Annotated in this window: 20 protein-coding genes; 10 read left to right on the forward strand and 10 right to left on the reverse strand. The window is 73.0% G+C overall.

The window, feature by feature from the left end:
* Window positions 1–16 precede the first annotated feature (16 nt).
* The 5 genes from ACFYUV_RS02305 to ACFYUV_RS02325 all read left to right on the forward strand — a co-directional run bounded on the left by ACFYUV_RS02305 (window position 17) and on the right by ACFYUV_RS02325 (window position 5,134).
* Complete coding sequence (locus ACFYUV_RS02305; protein ID WP_387664039.1) at window positions 17–619, forward strand: class I SAM-dependent methyltransferase; 603 nt, start codon at window positions 17–19, stop codon at window positions 617–619.
* A 57-nt stretch (window positions 620–676) separates the two neighbouring features.
* Complete coding sequence (locus ACFYUV_RS02310) at window positions 677–1,720, forward strand: glycoside hydrolase family 88 protein (protein WP_387664041.1); 1,044 nt, start codon at window positions 677–679, stop codon at window positions 1,718–1,720.
* 274 nt (window positions 1,721–1,994) lie between these two features.
* Entirely contained in the window at window positions 1,995–2,951 is a 957-nt protein-coding gene (locus ACFYUV_RS02315; protein WP_387664043.1) for a D-alanine--D-alanine ligase family protein, read from the forward strand.
* 37 nt (window positions 2,952–2,988) lie between these two features.
* Entirely contained in the window at window positions 2,989–4,368 is a 1,380-nt protein-coding gene (gene murF / locus ACFYUV_RS02320; protein WP_387664045.1) for a UDP-N-acetylmuramoyl-tripeptide--D-alanyl-D-alanine ligase, read from the forward strand.
* Window positions 4,369–4,441: 73 nt separating this feature from the next.
* Complete coding sequence (locus tag ACFYUV_RS02325; RefSeq protein ID WP_387664047.1) at window positions 4,442–5,134, forward strand: aspartate/glutamate racemase family protein; 693 nt, start codon at window positions 4,442–4,444, stop codon at window positions 5,132–5,134.
* Between the two features lies 1 nt (window position 5,135).
* On the opposite strand, the gene ACFYUV_RS02330 is transcribed toward ACFYUV_RS02325, so the two are convergent.
* Window positions 5,136–7,004, reverse strand: a complete 1,869-nt coding sequence (locus tag ACFYUV_RS02330) for an ATP-binding protein (RefSeq protein ID WP_387664049.1) — start codon at window positions 7,002–7,004, stop codon at window positions 5,136–5,138.
* Window positions 7,005–7,010: 6 nt separating this feature from the next.
* A complete protein-coding gene (gene vanY-N / locus ACFYUV_RS02335; protein ID WP_387664051.1) occupies window positions 7,011–7,574 on the reverse strand; it encodes a D,D-peptidase/D,D-carboxypeptidase VanY-N in 564 nt (187 codons plus the stop codon).
* 314 nt (window positions 7,575–7,888) lie between these two features.
* On the opposite strand from vanY-N, the gene ACFYUV_RS02340 reads away from it, so the two are divergent.
* The gene (locus tag ACFYUV_RS02340) at window positions 7,889–8,197 is read left to right on the forward strand and encodes a TetR/AcrR family transcriptional regulator C-terminal domain-containing protein (protein WP_387665283.1); all 309 of its coding nucleotides are present in this window, start codon (window positions 7,889–7,891) and stop codon (window positions 8,195–8,197) included.
* On the opposite strand, the gene ACFYUV_RS02345 is transcribed toward ACFYUV_RS02340, so the two are convergent.
* The 7 genes from ACFYUV_RS02345 to ACFYUV_RS02375 all read right to left on the reverse strand — a co-directional run bounded on the left by ACFYUV_RS02345 (window position 8,136) and on the right by ACFYUV_RS02375 (window position 14,787).
* Entirely contained in the window at window positions 8,136–9,020 is an 885-nt protein-coding gene (locus tag ACFYUV_RS02345) for a hypothetical protein (protein WP_387664053.1), read from the reverse strand. The two genes, ACFYUV_RS02340 and ACFYUV_RS02345, sit on opposite strands and share 62 nt — an antisense overlap.
* Window positions 9,017–9,595 (reverse strand): RNA polymerase sigma factor, encoded by a 579-nt coding sequence (locus ACFYUV_RS02350; RefSeq protein ID WP_387664055.1) that lies wholly within the window; start codon window positions 9,593–9,595, stop codon window positions 9,017–9,019. Before ACFYUV_RS02350 ends, ACFYUV_RS02345 begins: the two co-directional genes overlap by 4 nt.
* A 43-nt stretch (window positions 9,596–9,638) precedes the next feature.
* Window positions 9,639–10,499 (reverse strand): sugar phosphate isomerase/epimerase family protein, encoded by an 861-nt coding sequence (locus ACFYUV_RS02355; RefSeq protein WP_387664057.1) that lies wholly within the window; start codon window positions 10,497–10,499, stop codon window positions 9,639–9,641.
* Window positions 10,496–11,656 (reverse strand): DUF993 family protein, encoded by a 1,161-nt coding sequence (locus tag ACFYUV_RS02360; protein ID WP_387664059.1) that lies wholly within the window; start codon window positions 11,654–11,656, stop codon window positions 10,496–10,498. Before ACFYUV_RS02360 ends, ACFYUV_RS02355 begins: the two co-directional genes overlap by 4 nt.
* Complete coding sequence (locus tag ACFYUV_RS02365) at window positions 11,653–12,798, reverse strand: Gfo/Idh/MocA family protein (RefSeq protein ID WP_387664061.1); 1,146 nt, start codon at window positions 12,796–12,798, stop codon at window positions 11,653–11,655. Before ACFYUV_RS02365 ends, ACFYUV_RS02360 begins: the two co-directional genes overlap by 4 nt.
* Window positions 12,799–12,930: 132 nt before the next feature.
* Window positions 12,931–14,145: an HRDC domain-containing protein gene (locus ACFYUV_RS02370; protein WP_387664063.1), complete on the reverse strand. Its 1,215-nt coding sequence runs from the start codon at window positions 14,143–14,145 to the stop codon at window positions 12,931–12,933.
* Between the two features lie 45 nt (window positions 14,146–14,190).
* On the reverse strand, window positions 14,191–14,787 hold the full coding sequence (locus ACFYUV_RS02375; RefSeq protein WP_352365603.1) for a DUF3000 domain-containing protein: 597 nt from the start codon (window positions 14,785–14,787) through the stop codon (window positions 14,191–14,193).
* 654 nt (window positions 14,788–15,441) lie between these two features.
* Between ACFYUV_RS02375 and hemE the strand changes: the two genes are divergently transcribed.
* Window positions 15,442–16,440 carry a uroporphyrinogen decarboxylase gene (gene hemE, locus ACFYUV_RS02380; RefSeq protein ID WP_358285965.1) on the forward strand — a complete coding sequence of 333 codons (999 nt, stop codon included), beginning with the start codon at window positions 15,442–15,444 and terminating at the stop codon, window positions 16,438–16,440.
* A 3-nt stretch (window positions 16,441–16,443) separates the two neighbouring features.
* On the opposite strand, the gene ACFYUV_RS02385 is transcribed toward hemE, so the two are convergent.
* A complete protein-coding gene (locus ACFYUV_RS02385; protein ID WP_387664066.1) occupies window positions 16,444–17,388 on the reverse strand; it encodes a DUF4349 domain-containing protein in 945 nt (314 codons plus the stop codon).
* Between the two features lie 122 nt (window positions 17,389–17,510).
* Here ACFYUV_RS02385 and hemG point away from each other — a divergent pair, with 122 nt between their 5' ends.
* From hemG to ACFYUV_RS02400, 3 genes are all read left to right on the forward strand, one after another.
* Complete coding sequence (gene hemG, locus ACFYUV_RS02390) at window positions 17,511–18,914, forward strand: protoporphyrinogen oxidase (protein WP_387664068.1); 1,404 nt, start codon at window positions 17,511–17,513, stop codon at window positions 18,912–18,914.
* A gap of 5 nt (window positions 18,915–18,919) precedes the next feature.
* On the forward strand, window positions 18,920–19,621 hold the full coding sequence (gene hemQ, locus ACFYUV_RS02395; RefSeq protein WP_352365611.1) for a hydrogen peroxide-dependent heme synthase: 702 nt from the start codon (window positions 18,920–18,922) through the stop codon (window positions 19,619–19,621).
* A 151-nt stretch (window positions 19,622–19,772) separates the two neighbouring features.
* Window positions 19,773–20,816, forward strand: a complete 1,044-nt coding sequence (locus tag ACFYUV_RS02400; protein ID WP_387664070.1) for a hypothetical protein — start codon at window positions 19,773–19,775, stop codon at window positions 20,814–20,816.
* Window positions 20,817–20,834: the final 18 nt, after the last annotated feature.

A 20,834-nucleotide genomic window follows, 5' to 3' on the forward strand; every position in this document is an offset into this window, starting at 1 on the left:
GCACTATGGTGATCAGGTGCCCGATCCGTACTGGAATCACAACGTGCACTACCAGCGGCTGGTGCTGAGCCTGATCCCGCCCGGCTCGTCCCGCGCCCTCGACGTCGGCTGCGGCGACGGCCTCCTGGCGGGCAAGCTCGCCGCCCGCGTCCCCGACGTGACCGGCGTCGACCGGTCCGCGCAGGCCGTCGCCCTGGCCAGGTCCCGCCACGGCGACCGGCCCGGCCTCACCTTCACCGAGGCCGACTACCTCGACCCGGCCGCGCTGCCGGAGTCCGGGTACGACTTCGTCAGCGCCGTGGCCGTCGTGCACCACGCCGAGTTCGGCGCGGCCGTCGGGGCGTTGCGGCGGCTGCTCGCGCCCGGCGGCCGGCTGGTGGTCGTCGGGCATGCCAGGAACCGTTCGCTGCTCGACTGGGTGATCAGCGGCACGGCGCAGGTCGTCACCCGCGTCCACCAGCTCCGCCACGGGCCCAAGAGCGGGCCGTCCGTCCCCGTCATGGACCCCGACATGGCGTGGGCCGAGGTGGGGCGGGCCGCCAGGCGGTTGTTGCCGGGCTGCCGGTTCCGCCGGTTGTTGCTGCGGCGCTACCTGATCGTCTGGGACGCGTCCCGTTAAGCCCGTGCCGCCCCGGGTAACCGGAGGAGGCATCACGTTTCCGGATGAGGCGGTTCCATGCTGGTCACAGAGCTGGTGCGCAGGGTCGGCGGGACCCTCGCGCAGTCTCAAGGACGCTTCCCCCTCTACGCCGACCCCGTGACGGGCGAATGGACCTGGTCCGAGGACGGAGACTGGTGCGGCGGCTTCTGGGGCGGCCTGCTGTCCCTGGCCGCGGTCGCCACGGGCGAGCCCCGCTACGCCCGCGCCGCCGGCCAGGTCGCCGAGCGGCTGGCCGCCCGCACCGACGCCCCCACCCTGCTGCGCGGCATGTTGTTCTGGTACGGCGCCGCGCTCCCGGCCGTGCTCGCCGGCGACGAGGATCCCGGCGCCACGACCGCCGTGGCCGCCGCCCGGTCGCTGAGCATCGGCTTCGACCCGCTGGCCGGCCTGCTCCCGCCCCAGGAGGAGGACGTCGTCAAATACGGCTGGCCGCGCCCCGGCGCCTGCGTGGACGGCCTGCCCGGCACCGTCCCGCTGCTGGCCTTCGCCTGCGAACGCACCGGAGCCCGCGAGCTGCTGGTGATGGCCGAGTCCCACGCCCGCACCGGCTACGCCATGTGCGTACGGGAGGACGGCTCGGTCGCCCAGACCTCGGCCGGCGCCGTCAACGGCTCCTCGCCTGCCAGCACCTGGGCCCGCGCGCAGGCGTGGGCCATGCTGGGCCTGGCCCAGGCCGCCCACCTGTCGGCCGAGTTCATCGGCCCGGCCACCGAGGTCGCCGACTGGTACCTGGCCCACGTCCCGTCCGACCTGGTCTGCTACTGGGACTTCGACGACCCCGGCATCCCCGCCGCGCCCCGCGACACCTCGGCCACCGCGATCGCCGCCGCCGCCCTGGCCAAGCTCGCGCCGCTGGCCAAGGACGGCTACCGGGAGCAGGCCGCCCGCACGCTGGACGCGCTGGCCCGTGACCACCTCAACGAGCACGGCGGCCTGGTGGACGGCTGCTACGACCGGCGCAAGGGCCTGGCCACCGCCCACGAGCTGGTCTGGGGCGACTACTTCCTGCTCGAAGCCGCCCTCACCCTCGACGGCACGATCGACCCCGGCCGCGTCTAGGTGTACTGACCACAGAGGTTGGGGCGGTAGTCGGCCGCGTCAGCTTCTTCGCCGACAGGGCGGCGGCACAGGCGTGGAGCCGGGCGCGCCCGCAGGTGGCTGGGCGGCTGCTCGCCCGGCGCCGAGCCCGGGAGATGGGCGTGGACATCTCCGGCCCGCTCATGCGCCCATAGCCGGAAATCGGACAGTGAATGGCCTGGGAACTGGTCAGGTGAAATGCCGACACTCGGCGGGCAGGTCCTGCGACCGTCCCACCGAGGAAGGCTGATCGATAGTGACAGAACGCGTACGCGTGGCGGTGCTGGCCGGCGGGCCGTCCGCCGAGCACGAGGTGTCGCTGCTGTCGGCACACGCCGTGCTCGACGCCCTGCCGAAGGAGCTGTACGAGCCCGTGCCCGTCATCATCGACCGCCAGGGCAGGTGGCCGATGGAGCTGCGACCCGATCAGGTGGACGTGGTCTTCCCGGTGCTGCACGGACCGTTCGGCGAGGACGGCGTCGTCCAGGGGCACCTGGAGACGCTGGGCATCCCGTACGTGGGTTGCGGCGTCCTGGCCTCCGCCGTGGCGATGGACAAGGTCGCGATGCGGCGCGCGTTCCTGGCGGAGGGCATCCCTGTCACCCCCGGTGTGTGGTTCACCGAGCACGAATGGCGCGCCACCATCGACTCCTGGGGGCTGGTGAAGTCGCTCGACTGGCCGATGTACGTGAAACCGTCCGGTCTGGGCTCCTCCATCGGCATCTCGCGTGTCACCACGATGGAGGAGCTGCGCGCGGGTGTGGAGCTGGCGCTGACCCACGACCGGTTGGTCATCGTCGAGCAGGAGGTAGCCGCGCGCGAGCTCATCTGCGGCGTGCTCGGCGGTCATGACTTCCCGGAGGCGTCGCTGCCCGGCGAGCTCCTCGTGCCGGGCGACTGGCTCGACTACGAGGCCAAGTACCTCAGCAATGCCGAGATCGCCACGATCCCCGCCGTCCTGCCTGAACGCGTGGCCGAGGACGTGCGCGAGATGTCGCTGCGCGCCTTCCGGGCGATCGGCGGTTACGGCCTGGCCAGGGTCGACTTCCTCTACGAGGAGGAGTCGGGACGCCTGTACGTGCTGGAGATCAACACCATGCCCGGCTTCACGGCCCGTTCCGTCTACGCCAGGGCCTGGGCCGAGAGCGGTGTCCCGTACCCGGATCTGCTGCGCCGCCTCATCGACCTCGCGTTCGCCCGGAGCGGCAAGTGATCGCCAGAAGCAGGCACGTGACCGTCAGGAGGGGCAAGTGATCGCCACGACGCTGGAGAGGATCGCGCAGGTCGTCGGCGCGAGCCTGCACGACGTGCGCGATCCGCGGGCGCTGGTGACGGCGCCCGCGGCAGTCGATTCGCGCGAGGTGGTGCCCGGCGGCCTGTTCGCCGCGACGGTCGGCGCCCGCGTCGACGGCCACGACTACGCGGGCCGTGCCGTCGCGGGCGGCGCCGTCGCCGTGCTGGCCTCGCGGCCCGTCGGCGTGCCCGCCCTCGTGGTCGACGACGTACAGCTCGCGCTCGGCGTGCTGGCCAAGCACCTGCTCGGACGCATCAGCCCGACCGTGATCGGCCTGACCGGCTCCGTGGGCAAGACCACCACCAAGGACCTGCTGGCGCAGGTGCTCGAACGGCACGCCGCGACGGTCGCCACGGACAGGTCGTTCAACAACGAGCTCGGCCTGCCGCTCACCGTGCTGCGCGCCGATGCCGCCACCCGGTACCTGGTGCTGGAGATGGGGGCGAGCAGGAAGGGCGACCTGACGTACCTGACCGGACTCGCGCCACCGCAGCTCGGGCTGGTGCTCAATGTCGGCAGCGCGCACGTGGAGCGCATGGGATCCGGGCCGGCCGACATAGCCGAGGCCAAGGGCGAGCTGGTCGAGGCGCTTCCCGCGGACGGGTTCGCGCTGCTCAACGCCGACGACCCGTACGTCGTCGGGATGGCCGGCCGTACCAGGGCCAAGGTCCTGCTGTACGGCGCGGCGGCGGGGACACAGGTGCGGGCGGAAGGCGTGCGGCTGGACGACCGCGCGCGGCCCGCGTTCGAGCTGGTGACGCCGGACGGCAGCGCCCCCGTCACGCTCGACCTCATAGGCGAGCATCAGGTGGGCAACGCGCTGGCCGCCGCCGCCGTGGCCACCGCGCTCGGCCTGGGCGCCGCCGAGATCGCCGAGGGACTGAACGCCGCCCGGCGGCGCTCCGCGGGCCGGTTGGAGATCGTCGAACGACGTGACGGCATCACCATCGTCGACGACGCCTACAACGCCAGCCCCGAGTCCATGAAGGCCGGGCTGCGGGCGGTGCGGGCGATGGCGGGCGCCCGCCGTACCGTCGCCGTGCTCGGCGCGATGGGGCAGCAGGCGGACACCTCGCGCGCCCGGCACGCCGAGATCGGCCGGCTCGTCGCCGACCTCCGCTTCGACGTGCTGATCGCGGTAGGGGAGGGGGATCCGCTCGCGATGGCGTGGGCGGCGGAGTCCGCGAACCGGGGCGTGGCCGTCCACACGGTCGAGGACGTCTCCGGCGCCACCGAGCTGGCCGGCTCGCTGCTCGAACCGGGCGACGTGGTGTTCGTCAAGGCCTCAAGCGAGATCGGGCTCGGCGCCTGCGCCCGCGCGCTGGCCGACGCCTGAACAGCTGCTGTTCCGCCGAATGACCAGCCACCCTGTCAAGCCTTCCGGCGACGAGCCGGCGAAACGGAGTTCCATGCGCACCATCGGTCTCATCGGCGGGTTGAGCTGGGAATCGACGGTGATCTACTACCAGATCATCAACCAGCGCACCCGCGAGCACCTCGGCGGCAGCCATTCCGCCAACAGCCTCATCTGGTCGGTCGACTACACGACGGTCGAGGACCTCATCTTCGCCGACCGCTGGGACGAGGTGAGCACGTTGCTGACCGGTGCGGGCAGGCGACTGGAGGATTCCGGCGCCGACGTCCTGCTCGTCTGCAGCAACACCTTCAGCCGGGTGAGCGACGACGTGGAGCGGGCCGTGGGCGTGCCGGTGCTGCACATCGCCGACGCCGTGGGCGCCGAGATCCGCGCCAGGGGCATGCGCAAGGTCGGCCTGCTCGGCACCAGGTTCACCATGGAGGAGCCCTTCTACCTGGATCGGCTGGCCGCCCACGGCGTCGAGGTGGTCGTCCCGCGTCGCGAACAGCGGAAGCTGGTCCACGACGTGATCTTCGACGAGCTGGTGCGCGGGGTGATCAGGGAAACGTCCAGGGACGCCTACGCGCGGATCATCCAGGACCTCGCCGACGACGGCGCGGAGGGCGTCGTCCTCGGCTGCACGGAGATCGAGCTGCTGATCAGTGAGAAGCACAGCCCGATCCCTGTGCTGCCGAGCGCCCGGCTGCACGCCGAGGCGGCGGTCGGTTTCGCCCTCGCCGAGTGATTCACGTACGGCTGGTGCCGTACAGCTCGCGGTGCCACAGGTCGGCGCAGACCCGCTCGATGCCGGCCGCCAGGTGGCGGCGGTAGGTGGTGAAGGGGATGCCGAGCCGTTCCGCGGCCAGCTCCTGCGTGGGCGTACCGCAGAGGAACGTGACGGACAGCGCCCGGTGGAACTTGACCGAGCGCGGGTCCTCGCTCAGGTCGCCGATCGCCTGGCGCAGCAGGTCACCCAGTGCCGTGGCGGGATTCTCCTCCTCGGCGACCAGCCTGGTGCGCGTCAGGGGGGAGGTGGCCAGCTCGTCCGGCCGCGGCAACCTGCGCAACGCTCCGCGGACCGCGTCGGCGAACTCCTCCCTGGACAGCACCGCCAGTCTCGCCGTCGCGGCGCCAGGGCCGCCGGCGGGCCTCTTGACCATCTGCTCCAGCCACGCCTGCGCGGGCACCGCCCGCCAGTCATGGACGAACAGGCCGCCGGAGATGTCACGCATCCCGTGATACCGCTCCGTGCGTGCTTCGATGTACGACCAGGCCAGCCGTTCGGCCCGCAGACAGTTGCCGAGCGCTCGCCACTGGATCAGCTCCAGCAACAGCGCGTTACCGCGGTACGGCGGAAGCACCCACTGCCTGCTGACCGCCAGGTGCTCACCGGCGCGCAGCGGGGCGGTGGCGCGCGCGTGCGCCCACGCCGCGGCCACGACGGGATCGGCCGCCAGCTCCTCCTCATCGAGCTCCGTCAACCGCAGCCACGCGGAGAGAGCCACCGGCTCGCCCGTCTCGGCGCTTCGATAGAGGCGGAACGCCTCCGGCTGACGCTCCACCCAGAATGCCGCCTCCTGTACCAGGACGCCGGCCTCCGCCTCCGCCTGCGCCTGCGGCAAGGTCTCTTCCTGGAACTCGCCGTCGCCGGCAGGCGGCCCGTGGTGGAGATGGAGCAGTGCCGCCACCGCGCCGGGCACGTCCGCGTCGCTCGCCGTACGCACCCTGTCCGCCACGTGCGCATGCACGCGCTCGTGCATCACCGTGTACGCCTCGGGGTCCCGCCAGCGCAGATCCGCCTCCAGCAGCCGCCGGACCACGCCGTGCGGGAACAGCCCGAGACCGCTCGATTCGACGAACGGCAACCGCCGCAGCCAGCGGAACAGCGTCCCCGCGTCCTCGGGGAAGGCCGCCCGCAGCAGGTCCTCCGTCGTCGTGTACGCGTGCGCGCAGATCTCCAGGGCACGCCGGTGCGCGGCCGAGGGCAGCTCGCCCACCAGCTGATCCAGCAACTCGGCCACCAGGTGCTGATCAGGCCTCCATCGCCCGCCGTCCTTCGCCGCCACGGCCGCCCCCAGGAGCAGCGCCAGCGGGTGACCGCCGGCGAAGGCAAGCAGCGGCTCGCGCGCCTCGGCCGGCACGCCGGCGGCGTCCAGCAGGGCGTGCGCGTCCGCGGCCCGCAGATCGCGCAGCGGCAGCACCTCCAGCGACCCCGCCCATGCCGGGTCCGCCTGCCAGCGCACATCCGGCGGGTTCCGTCCCGCGATCACCGCCAGCGCCCCCGCGGGCACCCGCGGCAGGAACCGTTCGCGCAGCCACCCCTCCAGGCTCTGCACGCGGTCGAAACCGTCGAACAGCAGCACCGCGTCGTCCTGGCAGGCCGCCGGGTCCATCAGGCGCTCGTCCAGCATGGACACGGGCCGCCCCGCCGTCTCGGCCTCGTCGGCGAAGCGCCGCAGCAGGGCCGACTTCCCGATGCCGCCCGGACCGTGCACGTACAGGACACTGCGGGCGCCGCTGTACAGCGCCGTGGTGAAGACCGCGAGCTCCTCCTCCCGCCCCACGAACGCCATCTCGCGCGCCGCGCGCAGCCGCCGCCCCAGAGAACCGGACATGGATCGCTAGCCCTTCTCGAAGAGGTGGTGCACGCCGGGGTGGGGGAGCCGTCGCGGCGGTATGCCCAGCCTGTCCGGGCGGTGCTCGAAATGCCACCACTCGTTGTCGTACAGGCGGTAGAGGTCGTAGCGGGCGCCGTGCTCCTCCAGCCAGCGAGCGCCTTCGTGCGGGCGCACGTCCAGGGCGATGCCCTTGACGTGGCTGGACTCGGCCGGTGGCAGCACGAGCATGCGGGCCAGGACCGGAGAGCCGGAGCGGCGCACTTCGTCGTCGAACATCCGCTGCTGGACGACGGGGTCGCGGTGTCCGGAGGTGACGCCGATGAGCTGGCCGTGACGCCACAGCGCCTCGGTGCGCGCCGCGGTGAACGCGGCCATCGCGCCGTCGGTGAGCCCGGCGAGGTTCTCGGCGGGGAATCGCATCCGCAACGCCCAGCGGCAGGCCATTTCGCGGGCGCGGCCTGGATGGCGAACGAAGGCTGGCGGCAGCAGCAGCACGGCGAGCACCAGCGTGGCCGCGGCGTACAGCCTGTCTCGGGGCCGGGGAGGGATGGTGCGTGGTTCGTCCATGACGAACCACCCTTGGCGCCAAATATGAGCGCATCGTCCGCCGAATGTCACCGTTTGTCGACGGCCCCAGGCTGTGCGCCTCGGGCGAACTGCCAGGGCGGCCGGACGGCATCCTCCAGTGCCGGGACCGGAGCCCCCGCTTACGCGATCAGGAGGCTGGCCGGCGCCGGACGGGTTACACCCGCGCCGGCATGGACTCGATCGCCGCCGCGGCCGGTGTATCGACTTTTCCCTCGGCCGGGTCGCCGCAGTGACCTCTTTCCCCGATCACTTCGCTCTGGTACGGGCCATCGAGGCCGAGGCCCCTGCGCCGGATCGCCGACCGCGGCCTGCTGGACATCCATGACGCCGACAGCGCCGCCGCCCACCGCACCCTGTTGACCGTCACCGATGTCAACCAGCGGACGTTCTACGGCGCCGTCCCGCTGCCCCAGGAAGAGATCACTCAGCTCGTCACCATCGGAGTGCGGGCCTTCCTGCGCAGTTACGCCCCCACCGTCCCTTGGCGTGAAGCTTCGCGGCGCCGGACCGTGAGGCCCGGCGCCGCCGCGGGCGGCCAGGTCAGTCGCGCGCGGAGCCGCCCGTGGCCGGTGTGTTCAGCTGCGTGCTCGTCAGGCCGGTGAGCTCCTCAAGGGAGACACTGTGCCGCGACCCGTCCTGGAGGATCGCCGTGACGCTCTTGACGCCGCCACGAAGCGAGGCGTTCTCGCGCTCCTCCGTCGCCGGGGCGTCCGGCCACCAGGCCGCGAAGTAGCCGCCGGTGACGGTCGCGGTCACGTCGCCTTTCGCCTCCGTGGAGAGCTCCAGACCCACCACGTCGGCACCGACTCTGCCGGTCACGGTACGCACGCTCTCCTCACTCGTGCTCAGGGCCGAACCGAGGGCGGCCCGCGCCGACCCCGCAGGAACCGGTGGAAGCGGTTGCGCGCCGGGCCCCGGCGCGCTGCCGTGCGCGCCGACGAGGTCGCCGTCGCGGAGCAGGCAGGTGATCTCGGCCAGGTGGTTGCTGCCGTCGTTGACGTAGACGAGCGTCCATGGCCCCCGGCCCTCGGTCACCACGGGCCGGAAGCCGAGGTCGCGCCCGGTTGTGCGCTTGGCAGTGTCCTGGGCATGGTCGAGGCACTTCTCCTGGGCGTCGACGGCCCGGTCACCGCTCACCGTGTGCGGCGTCGCGGTCCACGCCGCCATCGCCGAGCCGCCGCCGAACACGCCGGGCAGCAGCAGCGCTGCCGCGATGCCGGCGGCCACCCCTCCGCCGGCAACGGTGAGACGCCTGGCGGTGAGTACGCGAGGGCCGCTGGTCGTCGGTGCGGGCGCTCCCATGGGGGCGGTGGCGATCACCCGGGCCAGCAGGGCCCGAGCCCTGGGGTCGGTGCCCGTGTCCAGGTCGGCGGGGGTGACGGCCGGGTCGAGGCCGCGCAGGGCGTGGTCGAGGCTGTCGTTCATCGCATGCTCCTGGAGTCCACGGTGGCGGTCGCCACGGGCTGGGTCGTAGTGGCGGGGGCGGCGCCGGCGTGGTGGCGCAGGGCGCGCCGGGCCCGGGTGAGCCTGAGCCGGAACGCGACGGGGGAGATGCCGAGCACCCGGGCGGCCTGTGGGGCTGTGAGGCCGTCCCAGACGGCCAGGGCGAGCGTCTCCTGGTGGCGCGGGCTGAGCCGCCGCCACGCCTGGACGAGGTCGAGCCGACGTGCCACCAGCTCGGGGTCCAGCCCGGCCGCCGCGGCACCGGTCAGCCGGCTGTCGGCGATGCGGACGGTGAGCGCCTGCCGCCGCTGGTCGGCCCGCAGCCCGTTGCGGAGAGTGCGGTGCGCCACGCCGAACAGCCAGGCGCGCGCCTCGTCCGCCGCGCGCGGCACGTCGTCCAGGCGCCGCCAGGCGACGAGGAACACGTCGGCGACCACATCCTCGGCGTGGGAGGGGTGGACGCGACGTTCGACGAACCGCAGCAGCGCGGCATACGTCTGCTCGTAGAGGTGGGCGAAGCGCTGGCTGCGCGGCGGCCCGGTGTCGGTGACGTTCATGCCTATGTCATGTCCGGCGGGCCCGTAGGTGTGTCGCGAAACCCTAGACCACCAGCTCGGCGTAGCGGGTCTTCATCGTGGCCAGCACCTCGTCCGGGTCGGCCGCCCAGACGTCGGCGTTGAAGATCTCGACCTCGATGTCGCCCGTGTACCCGGCGGCCAGCACGGCCCGGGTGATCGGCGCGAAGTCGATCACCCCGTCGCCCATCATGCCCCGCCCGAGCAGCACGTCGGCGGGCAGCGGGTGCAGGTAGTCGCACACCTGGTACGACGCGATGCGCCGCCCGGCCCGCGCGACGTCCTCGGCCAGCCTCGGATCCCACCACACGTGGAAGGTGTCCACCACCACCCCGACCTGCTCCTCCGGGTAGGGCAGGCTGAGGTCGAGCGCCTGGCCCAGCGTGGACAGCACCGCCCGGTCGGGGCAGTAGATCGGATGCAGCGGCTCCAGCGCCAGCCTGACGCCGCGCTCGCCGGCGTAGGGCGCCAGCACCGACAGCGCCTCGGCGACCCGCTCCCGCGCACCGGCGACGTCCTTGGAGAAACCGGGCGGCAGCGGCTCGCCCGGCCGCACCCCCGGCAGCCCGCCGACCACCATCACCAGGCACGCGGCCGCCAGCTCGGCCGCCTCGTCCACGGCCCGCCGGTTGTCGTCGAGCGCCCGCTCGAACGCGCGCCGCCCCTCCGCGCCGGGCAGCCCGCCCGCCGTGAGGAAGCCGCCCCGGCACAGCGAGGACACCCGCAGCCCGGCCTCGCGCACCAGTTTGGCGCTGCGCGCGAGCCCCTCCTCGGCCACCTTCTCGCGCCACAGCCCGATCGCCTCCAGGCCGTGCCGCGCGCAGCCGTCCACGGCCTCGGCGACCGACCAGCGCCTGGTCGTCCACTGGTTCAGCGACAGGCTCACAGGCCGTTCACCGCCAGCAGCGCCGTCATCCTGCGCACGGCCAGCTCCTGGTCGGCCAGCAGCCCGGCTTGGTCGGCCAGCCTGAACACCTCCGCCAGATGGCGCAGCGAGCGCGCCGACTGGGCGCCGTTCACCATGGCGAACGCGTCCTGGTGGCCGTTGAGCCAGGCCAGGAAGACGATGCCGGTCTTGTAGTGGTACGTCGGCGCCTCGAAGATCTTCCGCGACAGGGCGACCGTGGGGGCCAGGATCTCGTCGTAGCGGGCCAGGTGGCGGGCCGCCTCCTCGCCGGTGGTTGCTTCGGCGGCGTCCAGCTCGCGCAGGGCGGCGGCGGCGGCCGGGGCGATCGCGTCGAAGATGCCGAGCAGCGCGTGCGAGCCCGACCTGATGAGCGAGGGGTAGTTGAAGTCGTCGCCGGTGTAGAGCCGGACACCCTCGGGGAGCGCGGCGCGCAGCCGCACCTCGTGCTCCTCGTCCAGCAGCGACACCTTGACGCCGTCCACCACGGCGGCGTGGGCGTGGACCAGCTCCAGGAACGACTCCGTCGCCGCGTCCACGTCCGGCGCGCCCCAGTAGCCGGCGAGCTGCGGGTCGAACATCTCGCCCAGCCAGTGCAGGATCACCGGGCGGTCGGCCAGGCCGAGGACCTTGCCGTACACCTGGTGGTAGTCGGCGGGCCCGGCCGCCACCCTGGCCAGCTGCCGGGAGGCCATGACGATCACGCCCGCCCCGGCCGCCTGGACGGCCTCCACCTGCTCGGCGTACGCGGCGGTGATCGTGTGCAGGTCGGCGGCGCCGGGCGCGTGGTCGGTGCCCGCGCCGCAGGCCACCAGCGCCGCCGGATCGCCGAAGGCGCGCGCCTCCTCGGCGCTGAGCCGGATCAGCTCCCTGGTCGCCGCCCAGTCCAGGCCCATGTTGCGCTGGGCGGTGTCCATGGCGTCGGCCACCCGCAGGCCGTGCGACCACAGGTGGCGGCGGAAGCGCAGCGTGGCCTCCCAGTCCACGGCGGCGGGGGAGCCCGGCGTGTTGTCGCCGAGCGGGTCGGCGACGACGTGCGCGGCCGCGTAGACCACCCGGCTCGCGGCCGGGGCGGCCGAGGCCGGCCAGGTCACCGGCTCGCGCAGCTCGTACGCGCCGCCCGGCAGGTCGATCCTCACAGCTGCGGCACCTCGATCCGGCGGCCCTCGGCGTTCGAGCGCAGGCCCAGCTCGGCGAGCTGCACGCCGCGCGCCCCCGAGGCGAAGTCGTTGGGGAACGGCGCGTCCTCCAGCACGTGCCGGACGAACGCCGCCCACTGGACCTTGAACCCGTTGTCGAACTCGGCGTTGTCCGGCACCTCCTGCCAGTCGTCGCGGAAGCGGGCCGTGGCGGGCAGGTCGGGGTTCCACACCGGCTTGGGGGTGGCGGCCCGGTGCTGGAAGCGGCAGTTGCGCAGGCCCGCGACGGCGCTGCCGTGCGTGCCGTCCACCTGGAACTCGACCAGCTCGTCGCGGTTCACGCGGACCGTCCAGGAGGAGTTGATCTGAGCGATCACGTCCCCTTCGAGCTCGAAGATCCCGTACGCGGCGTCGTCCGCGGTGGCCTCGTACGCGCGGCCCTGCTCGTCCACCCGGGACGGGACGTGCGTCACGGCCTTGGCGTAGACCGACCGGACCCGGCCGAACAGGTTCTCCAGCACGTAGTGCCAGTGCGGGAACATGTCGAGCACGATCCCGCCGCCGTCCTGCGCCCGGTAGTTCCAGGACGGGCGCTGCGCCTCCTGCCAGTCGCCCTCGAACACCCAGTAGCCGAACTCGCCGCGCACCGACAGGATCCGGCCGAAGAACCCGCCGTCGATCAGCCGCTTCAGCTTGAGCAGGCCCGGCAGGAACAGCTTGTCCTGCACGACGCCGTTCTTCACGCCCCTGGCCGTGGCGGCCTCGGCCAGCGCGACGGCCTCCTGCACCGACTCGGCCGTGGGCTTCTCGGCGTAGACGTGCTTGCCCGCCTCGATGGCCTTGAGCACGGCCTTGACGCGGGCGCTGGTGACCTGGGCGTCGAAGTAGATCAGGTTGTCGTCGGCGGCGAGGGCGGCGTCGAGGTCGGTGGTGAAGTCGGGGATCCCGTGCCGGTCGGCGATGTCGGCGAGCTTGTCGGCGTTCCGGCCGACCAGGACCGGGCGCAGCCTGACCCGGTCGCCGTCCGAGAGCGTGACGCCGCCCTGCTCGTTGATGGCCAGGACGGAACGGACGAGGTGCTGGCGATAGCCCATTCGTCCGGTGACGCCGTTCATCACGACGCCGATGGTGCGCACGCTCATGGGGATCCCTTCAGGCAACGGATGGGGAAAGCGCTTTCCCGAAACGTACGGCCGTCCCCCTCCGAGCGTCAAGTGGGACGGTGACGCCGGCGGGCGGAGGCGGGCCCTCCGCCCGTACGCCGGCGAGGGAAGCTAGCCGTCGAGCCGGGCCAGCGCCTTGGCGATGGGATGGGCCGTGAGCGAGAGCTGCCACTCACGCGCCCCGAGCGCCCGCAGCCGCGTGGTCACGCTCTCGTCGGTGATCTCAGCGGGTGGTTCCCAGGTGAGCCTGCGCACCGCGTCGGGCTGGAGCAGGTTCTCCGTGGGCATGCGGTGCTCCTCGGCCAGCGCGGCGACCACGGCCCGCGCCGCCGCCAGACGCTTGGCCGCCGCCGGGTCGCGGTCGGCCCAGCGGTTGGGCGGGGGCGGCCCGTCGCCGGGGGTGCTCGGCTGGGGCAGCTCGGCGTCGGGCAACGTCCGCGCCCGGTTGACGGCGGCCAGCCAGTCGTTCATGTACCGGCGGGCGCTGCGGCCGGTGAAGGCCGAGATCTCGGTCAGGGCCTTCTTCGTGCGGGGCCCCTCAAGGGCGGCGGTGACGATCGCGGCGTCGGGCAGCACCCGGCCGGGGGCCAGGTCGTTCTCCCTGGCGATCGTGTCGCGCATGGTCCACAGCTCGCGCACGATGGCCAGCGCGCGCACGTTGCGCACCTTGTGGATGCCCGACGTACGCCGCCACGGGTCGGAGCGCGGCGCCGGCGGCGGGGTGTTGAGCACGGCCGCGAACTCCTCGCGCGCCCACTCCAGCTTCCCCGACCCGGCCAGCTCCTCGTGGAGCATGTCGCGCAGCTCGACCAGCACCTCGACGTCGAGGGCGGCGTAGCGCAGCCAGTCCTCCGGCAGCGGCCTGGTGGACCAGTCGGCGGCCGAGTGGCCCTTCTCCAGCCGCAGCCCGAGCACGGTCTCGACCATCGTGCCGAGCCCGACGCGTTCGTAACCGAGCAGCCGGCCGGCCAGCTCGGTGTCGAAGATCTCGCGCGGCTTGAAGCCGACCTCCATCAGGCACGGCAGGTCCTGGGACGCGGCGTGCAGCACGACCTCGGTGCCGGTGAGCGCGGCGTCGAGCGCCGACAGGTCGGGGCAGCCGACCGGGTCGATCAACGCGGTGCCGGCGCCGGCCCGGCGGAGCTGGACCAGGTAGGCCCGGTTGCCGTAGCGGTAGCCGGAGGCGCGCTCGGCGTCGACCGCCACGGGGCCGGTGCCCGCGGCGAAGGCGTCGACGACCCGCGCCAGCCCGTGCGCGTCGGCGATCACCGGGGGGATGCCCTCGCGGGGTTCGAGCAGGGGCTCGACGATGCGTTCTTCTGTCATGAGCTCACCGACCTCATGACGCTGGTGCTGTCTTGACTGGTGCCCTCACTTCGTACGGTCACTCTCCGGATCATCACGTCGGCGCGGCAGCGCGGCCACGTCGGGCGGGAGCGGCGGGATCCCCGCCGCCAGGCACATGAGGTCGCACCAGGCGGCGACGTGGCCGGACAGATCCTCCTCGGCGGGCGACCAGGACGCACGCAGCTCAAGCTCGGTCGTGACCGGGTCTTCCGCCTTGTTGCCGAAGCCCTCGGACACGGCTCTAGTCACGGTACCGCCCGCGGCGGAGTAGTCGGCTTCGTGCGCCTCCAGGGCCTCGGTCAGCCAGCTCCACACGACCGGGCCGAGCAGCGGGTCGGAGGTGATCTCCGGCTCCATGTCGGCCCGGACGTAGGCCACCAGCCGGAACGGGCCCTCCCAGCCGCGCTGGCCGTCGGGGTCGTAGAGCAGGATCAGCCGGCCGACCGCGAGCTCGTCGTCGTCGCGGTAGACCGAGGCGCCGATGGCGGCCGAGTAGGGGGCCAGCCGCTGCGGCGCGGGGAGGTCCTCCAGCTCGATCTCCGGCCTGACCTCGGACAGCCGCAGGCTCTGCGCCGCGCGGGTGAACGCGGCGGGCGGCGGTGGCTGGTCACCGAGGGTCATAGCCGAAGCGTAGGTCGAGGACGGACGGAAGGGGACCACGGGGGTGCTCATCCTTGGTGATCAAGCCGCTGCCGTAACCAGCTGGCGAACCGGTCGGGTGGTCTCGGCCGAGCCGAGCAGGATCGCGTGGCCGCATTCGGCGCAGGCCCATTCCGGGCACTCGCCAGGACCGTGTCCGTCGAAGCAGGGCGGCTGCTCGAACAGCCGCTCGCCGGCGCAGGCAGCACAGCGCTCGCTGCGAACTTCCGGGGAACTCCACAACGCGGTCATCGCACCAGTCATCGAACCGGGGCCTTTCTTCGGGTCGTGGCTCCGACGTTGGCACGAGCCGCTGACAATTCCCCGCAACGCGCTCGGCGTGTCCCGAAAGTGGTCGCTGAATCGGTGCCGCGCGGTGGGTTGGTGAACATTTGGTCCAGTCGAGACCGGCTCTCTGGGCGGGCATGGGGTGTGTTCGACCCGTGTGCGACGCCGCTGCCGGGCAGACCGGTAAACCTTCATCTGGCTATCTGATCATGATTTTGGGTATCCAATGCATGTTTTTCCGACACCCCGCGCCGATGTCCGGGCCGATCCGGTCACCCCCGCGCCGATGTCCCGGCCGATCGGGTGCCATGGCACCCTTGGAGGGTGAATCTCGCCGACTCAGCCTTCCTGCGCGCCTGCCGCAGGCAGCCCGTCCCGCACACCCCGGTCTGGTACATGAGGCAGGCCGGGCGATCGCTGCCCGAATACCTGAAGGTCCGCGAGGGTGTGCCGATGCTCACCGCCTGCGCGACGCCCGACCTGATCGTCGAGATCACCATGCAGCCCGTGCGCCGCTACGGCGTCGACGCGGCCATCTTCTTCAGCGACATCGTCGTCCCGCTCAAGGCCATCGGCGTCGACCTCGACATCAAGCCGGGCGTCGGCCCGGTCGTCGCCGACCCGATCCGCGACGCGCGGGCCGTGGAGGCGCTGCGCCCGCTGGAGCCGGGCGACGTGCCGTACGTGACGGAGGCGATCTCGGCCCTGGTCGGCGAGCTGGGCGGCACCCCGCTGATCGGCTTCGCCGGCGCGCCCTTCACGCTCGGGTCCTACCTCATCGAGGGCGGCCCGTCGAAGAACCACGACCGCACCAAGGCCATGATGTACGGCGAGCCCGCCCTGTGGCACTCCCTCATGGAACGCCTGTCCGACATCGTGCTGGAGCACCTGCGCATCCAGATCGCGGCCGGCGCCTCGGCGATCCAGCTGTTCGACTCGTGGGTGGGCGCGGTGGCCCCGGAGGACTACCGCGAGTTCGTCCTGCCCCACACCCGGCGCATCTTCGAGGGCGTCGCGGGCGTGCCCCGCATCCACTTCGGCGTGGGCACCGGCGAGCTGCTCGGCGTGCTCGGCGAGGCCGGGGCCGACGTCGTGGGCGTCGACTGGCGGGTGCCGCTCGACGAGGCGGCCCGGCGCGTCGGGCCGGGCAAGGCGCTGCAGGGCAACCTCGACCCGGCGATCCTGCTCGCGCCGTGGGAGGTCGTGGAGCGCAGGGCCCGCGAGGTGCTGCGGCGCGGCGCGGCGGCCGAGGGGCACGTGTTCAACCTCGGCCACGGCGTGCTCCCCTCGACCGACCCCGACCAGCTCAAGCGCCTGACCGACCTGGTGCACGAAGCGGGCGCCTGACCCTCACGCCGCCGACGGCCCGGGCTCGGCGGGCTCGGGCGCGGGGTCGGGCGCGGCAGGGGGCACGGGGCGGCGCGCGCGGTTGCGCCGCACCAGGAACACCGCCACGGCCACCAGCGGCGCCAGGACGAGCAGCCACGGCAGCAGCGCGCCGACCACGGTCAGCGCCGTCTTGGTGAACGACACCAGCGCCTCCCACCCGGTCTTCAGCCCGCCGAGGAAGCCCGCCGGCTCCTCGGCCGGGTCCTCGACCACGGTCACCGGCCCGACCAGCCGGAGCGTCAGCGTGGCCATCGCGACCTGGGTGGCCAGCTCCTTCTGCTGGGCCTGCAACGCCTCCAGGTCCGCCTCGCGGGAGTTGATCTCCCGCTCCACCTCCAGCACCTGCCCGATGGTCTCGGCCTTCTTCAGCAGCGTGCGCAGCGACTCCAGCGACTTCCGCGCCGACCTCAGCCGGCTCTCGACGTCGGCGACCTGGAGGGTGACGTCCTGGGTGCCCTGGGTCATCGAGAGCTGCTTGCCCAGCTCCTTGCCCAGCCTGGCGGTCACGTCGGCGTACCGGGCAGGCGGGATCTTGAACTCCAGCAGGGCCGAGTCCTCGGTGTCGCCGGCCGACTCGGCCTCCTCCTTCGACAGGTAGCCGCCCGCCGCCGTGACGAGCTGCTTGGCCTGCTGCGCGGCCGAGGTGACCTGCTTGGCGCGTACGGTCATGCTGCCGGTGTAGATCACCTGCCGGTCCGGCTGCCGCTGGGCCAGCTTGACGCCGGAGACCGCGCTGTCGCCGTCCTGCGGCGCGGCTTGCCTCTTCGGCGCGGCCAGGTCCCGCGCCTCGGGGGCGGCCATGCCCTGCGAGGCCACCGCGGGCGAGCCGCCCGACGACATCTCGATGTTGCCGCCGCCGCAGCCCGCGAGCAGCAGGGTGGCGCAGGCCGAGAGCGCGATGCCCAACCGGATTCTCCTCATGCCCTTATGACGGAAACGGGATCACCCCGGTTTGGCGACATACATCACGGTAGGGTCACGTGCCCCAATCAGCTGGGCGGTCTGCCGAGGCGGTAGCGTCAGGAGACGTGGAAGGGAAACGGGCGCACGTCGTCGTCATCGGCGGTGGGATCTCCGGCCTGGCGGCCGCGTGGTTCCTCCGTCAGGGTACGAGCGAGCAGGTCAAGGTGACCGTGTTGGAGGGCAGCCCCCGCCTCGGCGGCAAGCTGCACGCCTCCGAGGTCGCGGGGGTGAGCCTCGACGCCGGGGCCGAGGCCATGCTGGCCCGCCGGCCGGAGGGCGTCGAGCTGGCCAAGGCCGTCGGGCTGGAGGACGAGCTGGTCCTGCCCGGCACCGTGCGGTCGGCCGTCTACTCCAGGGGCGCGCTGCGGCAGATGCCGAAGGGGCACGTCATGGGCGTGCCGGCCGACCTGGCGGAGCTGGCCAGGTCCGGCATCGTCTCGCCCGGCGGCCTGCTGCGGGTGCCGCTCGACCAGGTCCTGCCGCCCACGCTGGTGCGCACCGACGTGTCCGTGGCCTCCTACATCCGGGCCAGGATGGGCGGTGAGATCGTCGAGCGCCTGGTCGAGCCGCTGCTCGGCGGGGTCTACGCCGGCCGTTCCGACATGCTGTCGCTGGAGGCGACGATGCCGCAGGTCGCGGCCGTCGCCAGGGCCGAGCGCTCGTTGCTGAGCGCCGCCCGGCACATCGTCGAGGACGCGCCCAAGAACGGCGGGCCGGTCTTCACGACGCTGCGCCAGGGCCTGGGCGGCCTGCCCGAGGCGGTGGCCAAGGCGTCCGGGGCCGACGTCCGGACCGGCGTGACCGTGCGCGAGCTCCACCGCGCCGAGCACGGCTGGCGGCTGGTCGCCGGGCCGGTGCCGCGGCCCGAGGTGATCGAGGCCGACGCGGTCATCCTGGCCACGCCCGCGCCCGCCGCCGCCCGCCTGCTCAAGGCCGAGGTGCCCAAGGCCGCCGCCGAGCTGGCCAGGATCGAGTACGCCAGCATGGCCGTCGTCACGCTCGCCTACCCGATCGACGCGCTCCCGCAGCCGCCGACCGGCAGCGGCTACCTGGTGCCGCCGGTGGAGGGCCGGCCGGTCAAGGCGGTGACGTTCAGCTCGGTCAAGTGGCCCCACCTGGCCCAGGACCTGCTGCTCGTACGCTGCTCGGTCGGCAGGATCGGCGAGGAGCACCTGCTCCAGCGCGACGACGCCGAGCTGGTGTCGCTGGCCACGGCCGAGCTGGCCGACGTGATCGGCGTGCGCGGCCTGCCGGTCGACAGCCGGGTCACCCGCTGGGGCGGCGGGCTGCCGCAGTACAACGTGGGCCACCTCGACCGGGTGGCCAGGGTGCGCGCCGCGGTCTCGGGCGCCGCCGGGCTCGCCGTGTGCGGCGCGGCCTACGACGGCATCGGCGTCCCCGCCTGCATCGCGACCGCTCGCACGGCCGCGGCCCGGATTCTGGACCACCTGTCGCGAGAAGGAGAATGAAGGACATGACAGAGGGCGCGCCGCGGCCGAAGGCCCGCGATCTCAACCAGGTGATCCGTTACACCATGTGGTCGGTCTTCCAGGTGACCGAGCAGGTCCCGGGCAACCGGGAGAACATGGCCGACGAGGTCGAGGAGCTGCTCGCACAGGCGGCCGGCAAGGACGTCGTGACCAGGGGGGTCTACGACGTCGCCGGCTTCCGTGCCGACGCCGACTACATGTTCTGGTGGCACGCTCCCACGCCCGAGGACCTCCAGGACGTCTACTCCCGGTTCCGCCGCACCGGCCTCGGCCGGCACAGCAGGCCGGTCTGGTCGGCCATGGCGCTCCACCGGCCGGCCGAGTTCAACAAGTCCCACATCCCGGCCTTCCTGGCCGAGGAGGAGCCGCGGGCGTACGTCAGCGTCTACCCGTTCGTGCGCTCCTACGAGTGGTACCTGCTGGAGGACTCCGAGCGGCGGGCGATGCTGGCCGAGCACGGCCGGATGGCCCGCGACTACCCCGACGTGCGGGCCAACACCGTGGCCTGCTTCTCGCTCAACGACTACGAGTGGATGCTGGCGTTCGAGGCCGACGAGCTCCACCGCATCGTCGACCTGATGCGCACGCTGCGCGGCGCGCAGGCCCGCCGCCACACCCGCGTGGAGATCCCGTTCTACACGGGCGCCCGCAAGCCGGTGCAGGAGCTCGTCGCGGCCCTGCCCTAGCGGTCATGGCGGCCCGAGGCAGCGAGGAACGTCGGGGCCAACTTGACGATCTCCCTGAAGTGATCTATCCCCTTTGTCACAATCGAGGGTGAATTCCCTTTCGGTGGCGTAACGTCGGTGGCACGGTCCACGCAGGGGCTAGGAGGGCCGGGTGGAACAGTCCGCGGAAGGTCAGGGCCCCGGGCGCCGGCGCGCGCCAGGCCGTCATGCGGCGTTACGGGACACGACACCGTCCGCCCGGCAGCCCGGCGACCGGGCGGAGCCCCGCACCGGCGGCCGGGCTGAGGCGCACACGGGTCACGCGCGGGTGAGCGGCGGCCCGGCGGAGGCGCGCACGGGTCACGCGCGGGCGATCGGCGGCCCGGCGGAGGTGCGTGCGGGACGCGGGCGGCGTGGGCGGCGGCGGCGCGGGCGTGCGGGAACACGGGGCCTGGCGGCGGGCGCGGTGGCGCTGGCCGGGGGAGTGGCGCTGCTGCTCGGCCTGAACGGCGCGTTCGGCGGCACGGTCGCCGCCTCCGGAGCCCCGGCCGGCGCGGAGGGCGCCACGGCCCGGCAGGACCCGGCGGCCGAGGGCGGCGTCCCGGCGAACCCGGGACGGGCGCCGGCCACCGGCAAGGGCGCCGCGGAGGCGCGCGAGCTGCCGAAGGGCCAGGCCCGGCCGAGCACGCCGGCCACTGCCGACCCCGCCGGCTCAGGGACGCCCGCCCGGACCGGCGCCGCCGACCCCGCCGCGAAGCCGGACGCCGTCCAGGGCAAGCCGGACACCGTCACGGGGAAGACCGAGACCGGCGACGCCCAGGTCAGCCTGCCCGAGGCCGACGACCCGGGCGCGGCCAAGGGCGGCGACTCGGCCGGTTACAAGGCCGACGGACCGTCGCGGCACACCGACCGGGAGGCCGCGGAGTACTTCCGCGCCCGTTGGGGGCGGGGCGACAAGGCGATGAAACACCTCAAGGACATCCGCACCGTAGGCGGATATCTGCGCATTTACACGAACTTACCGGACAGCGCCGACAACTCCGCCGCGGCCATCACGCTGTGCAAACGCGGCCTGGAGTACCTCAGGGCGAACGGCGTGAAGCGTCCGATCGTGTTCGTGCAGGCGGAGTTCGGCGAGAACGGGAACCCCGTCCTCGCCAACATCCTGGGCCCGTCCGACCATAGTTGCCGTGTCACGTACCCCCGGCCGAACTGACGTGCGTCGGGAAACGCG

It is taken from the genome of Nonomuraea sp. NPDC003560 (assembly GCF_042878785.1).
Taxonomy (GTDB): Bacteria; Actinomycetota; Actinomycetes; order Streptosporangiales; family Streptosporangiaceae; genus Nonomuraea.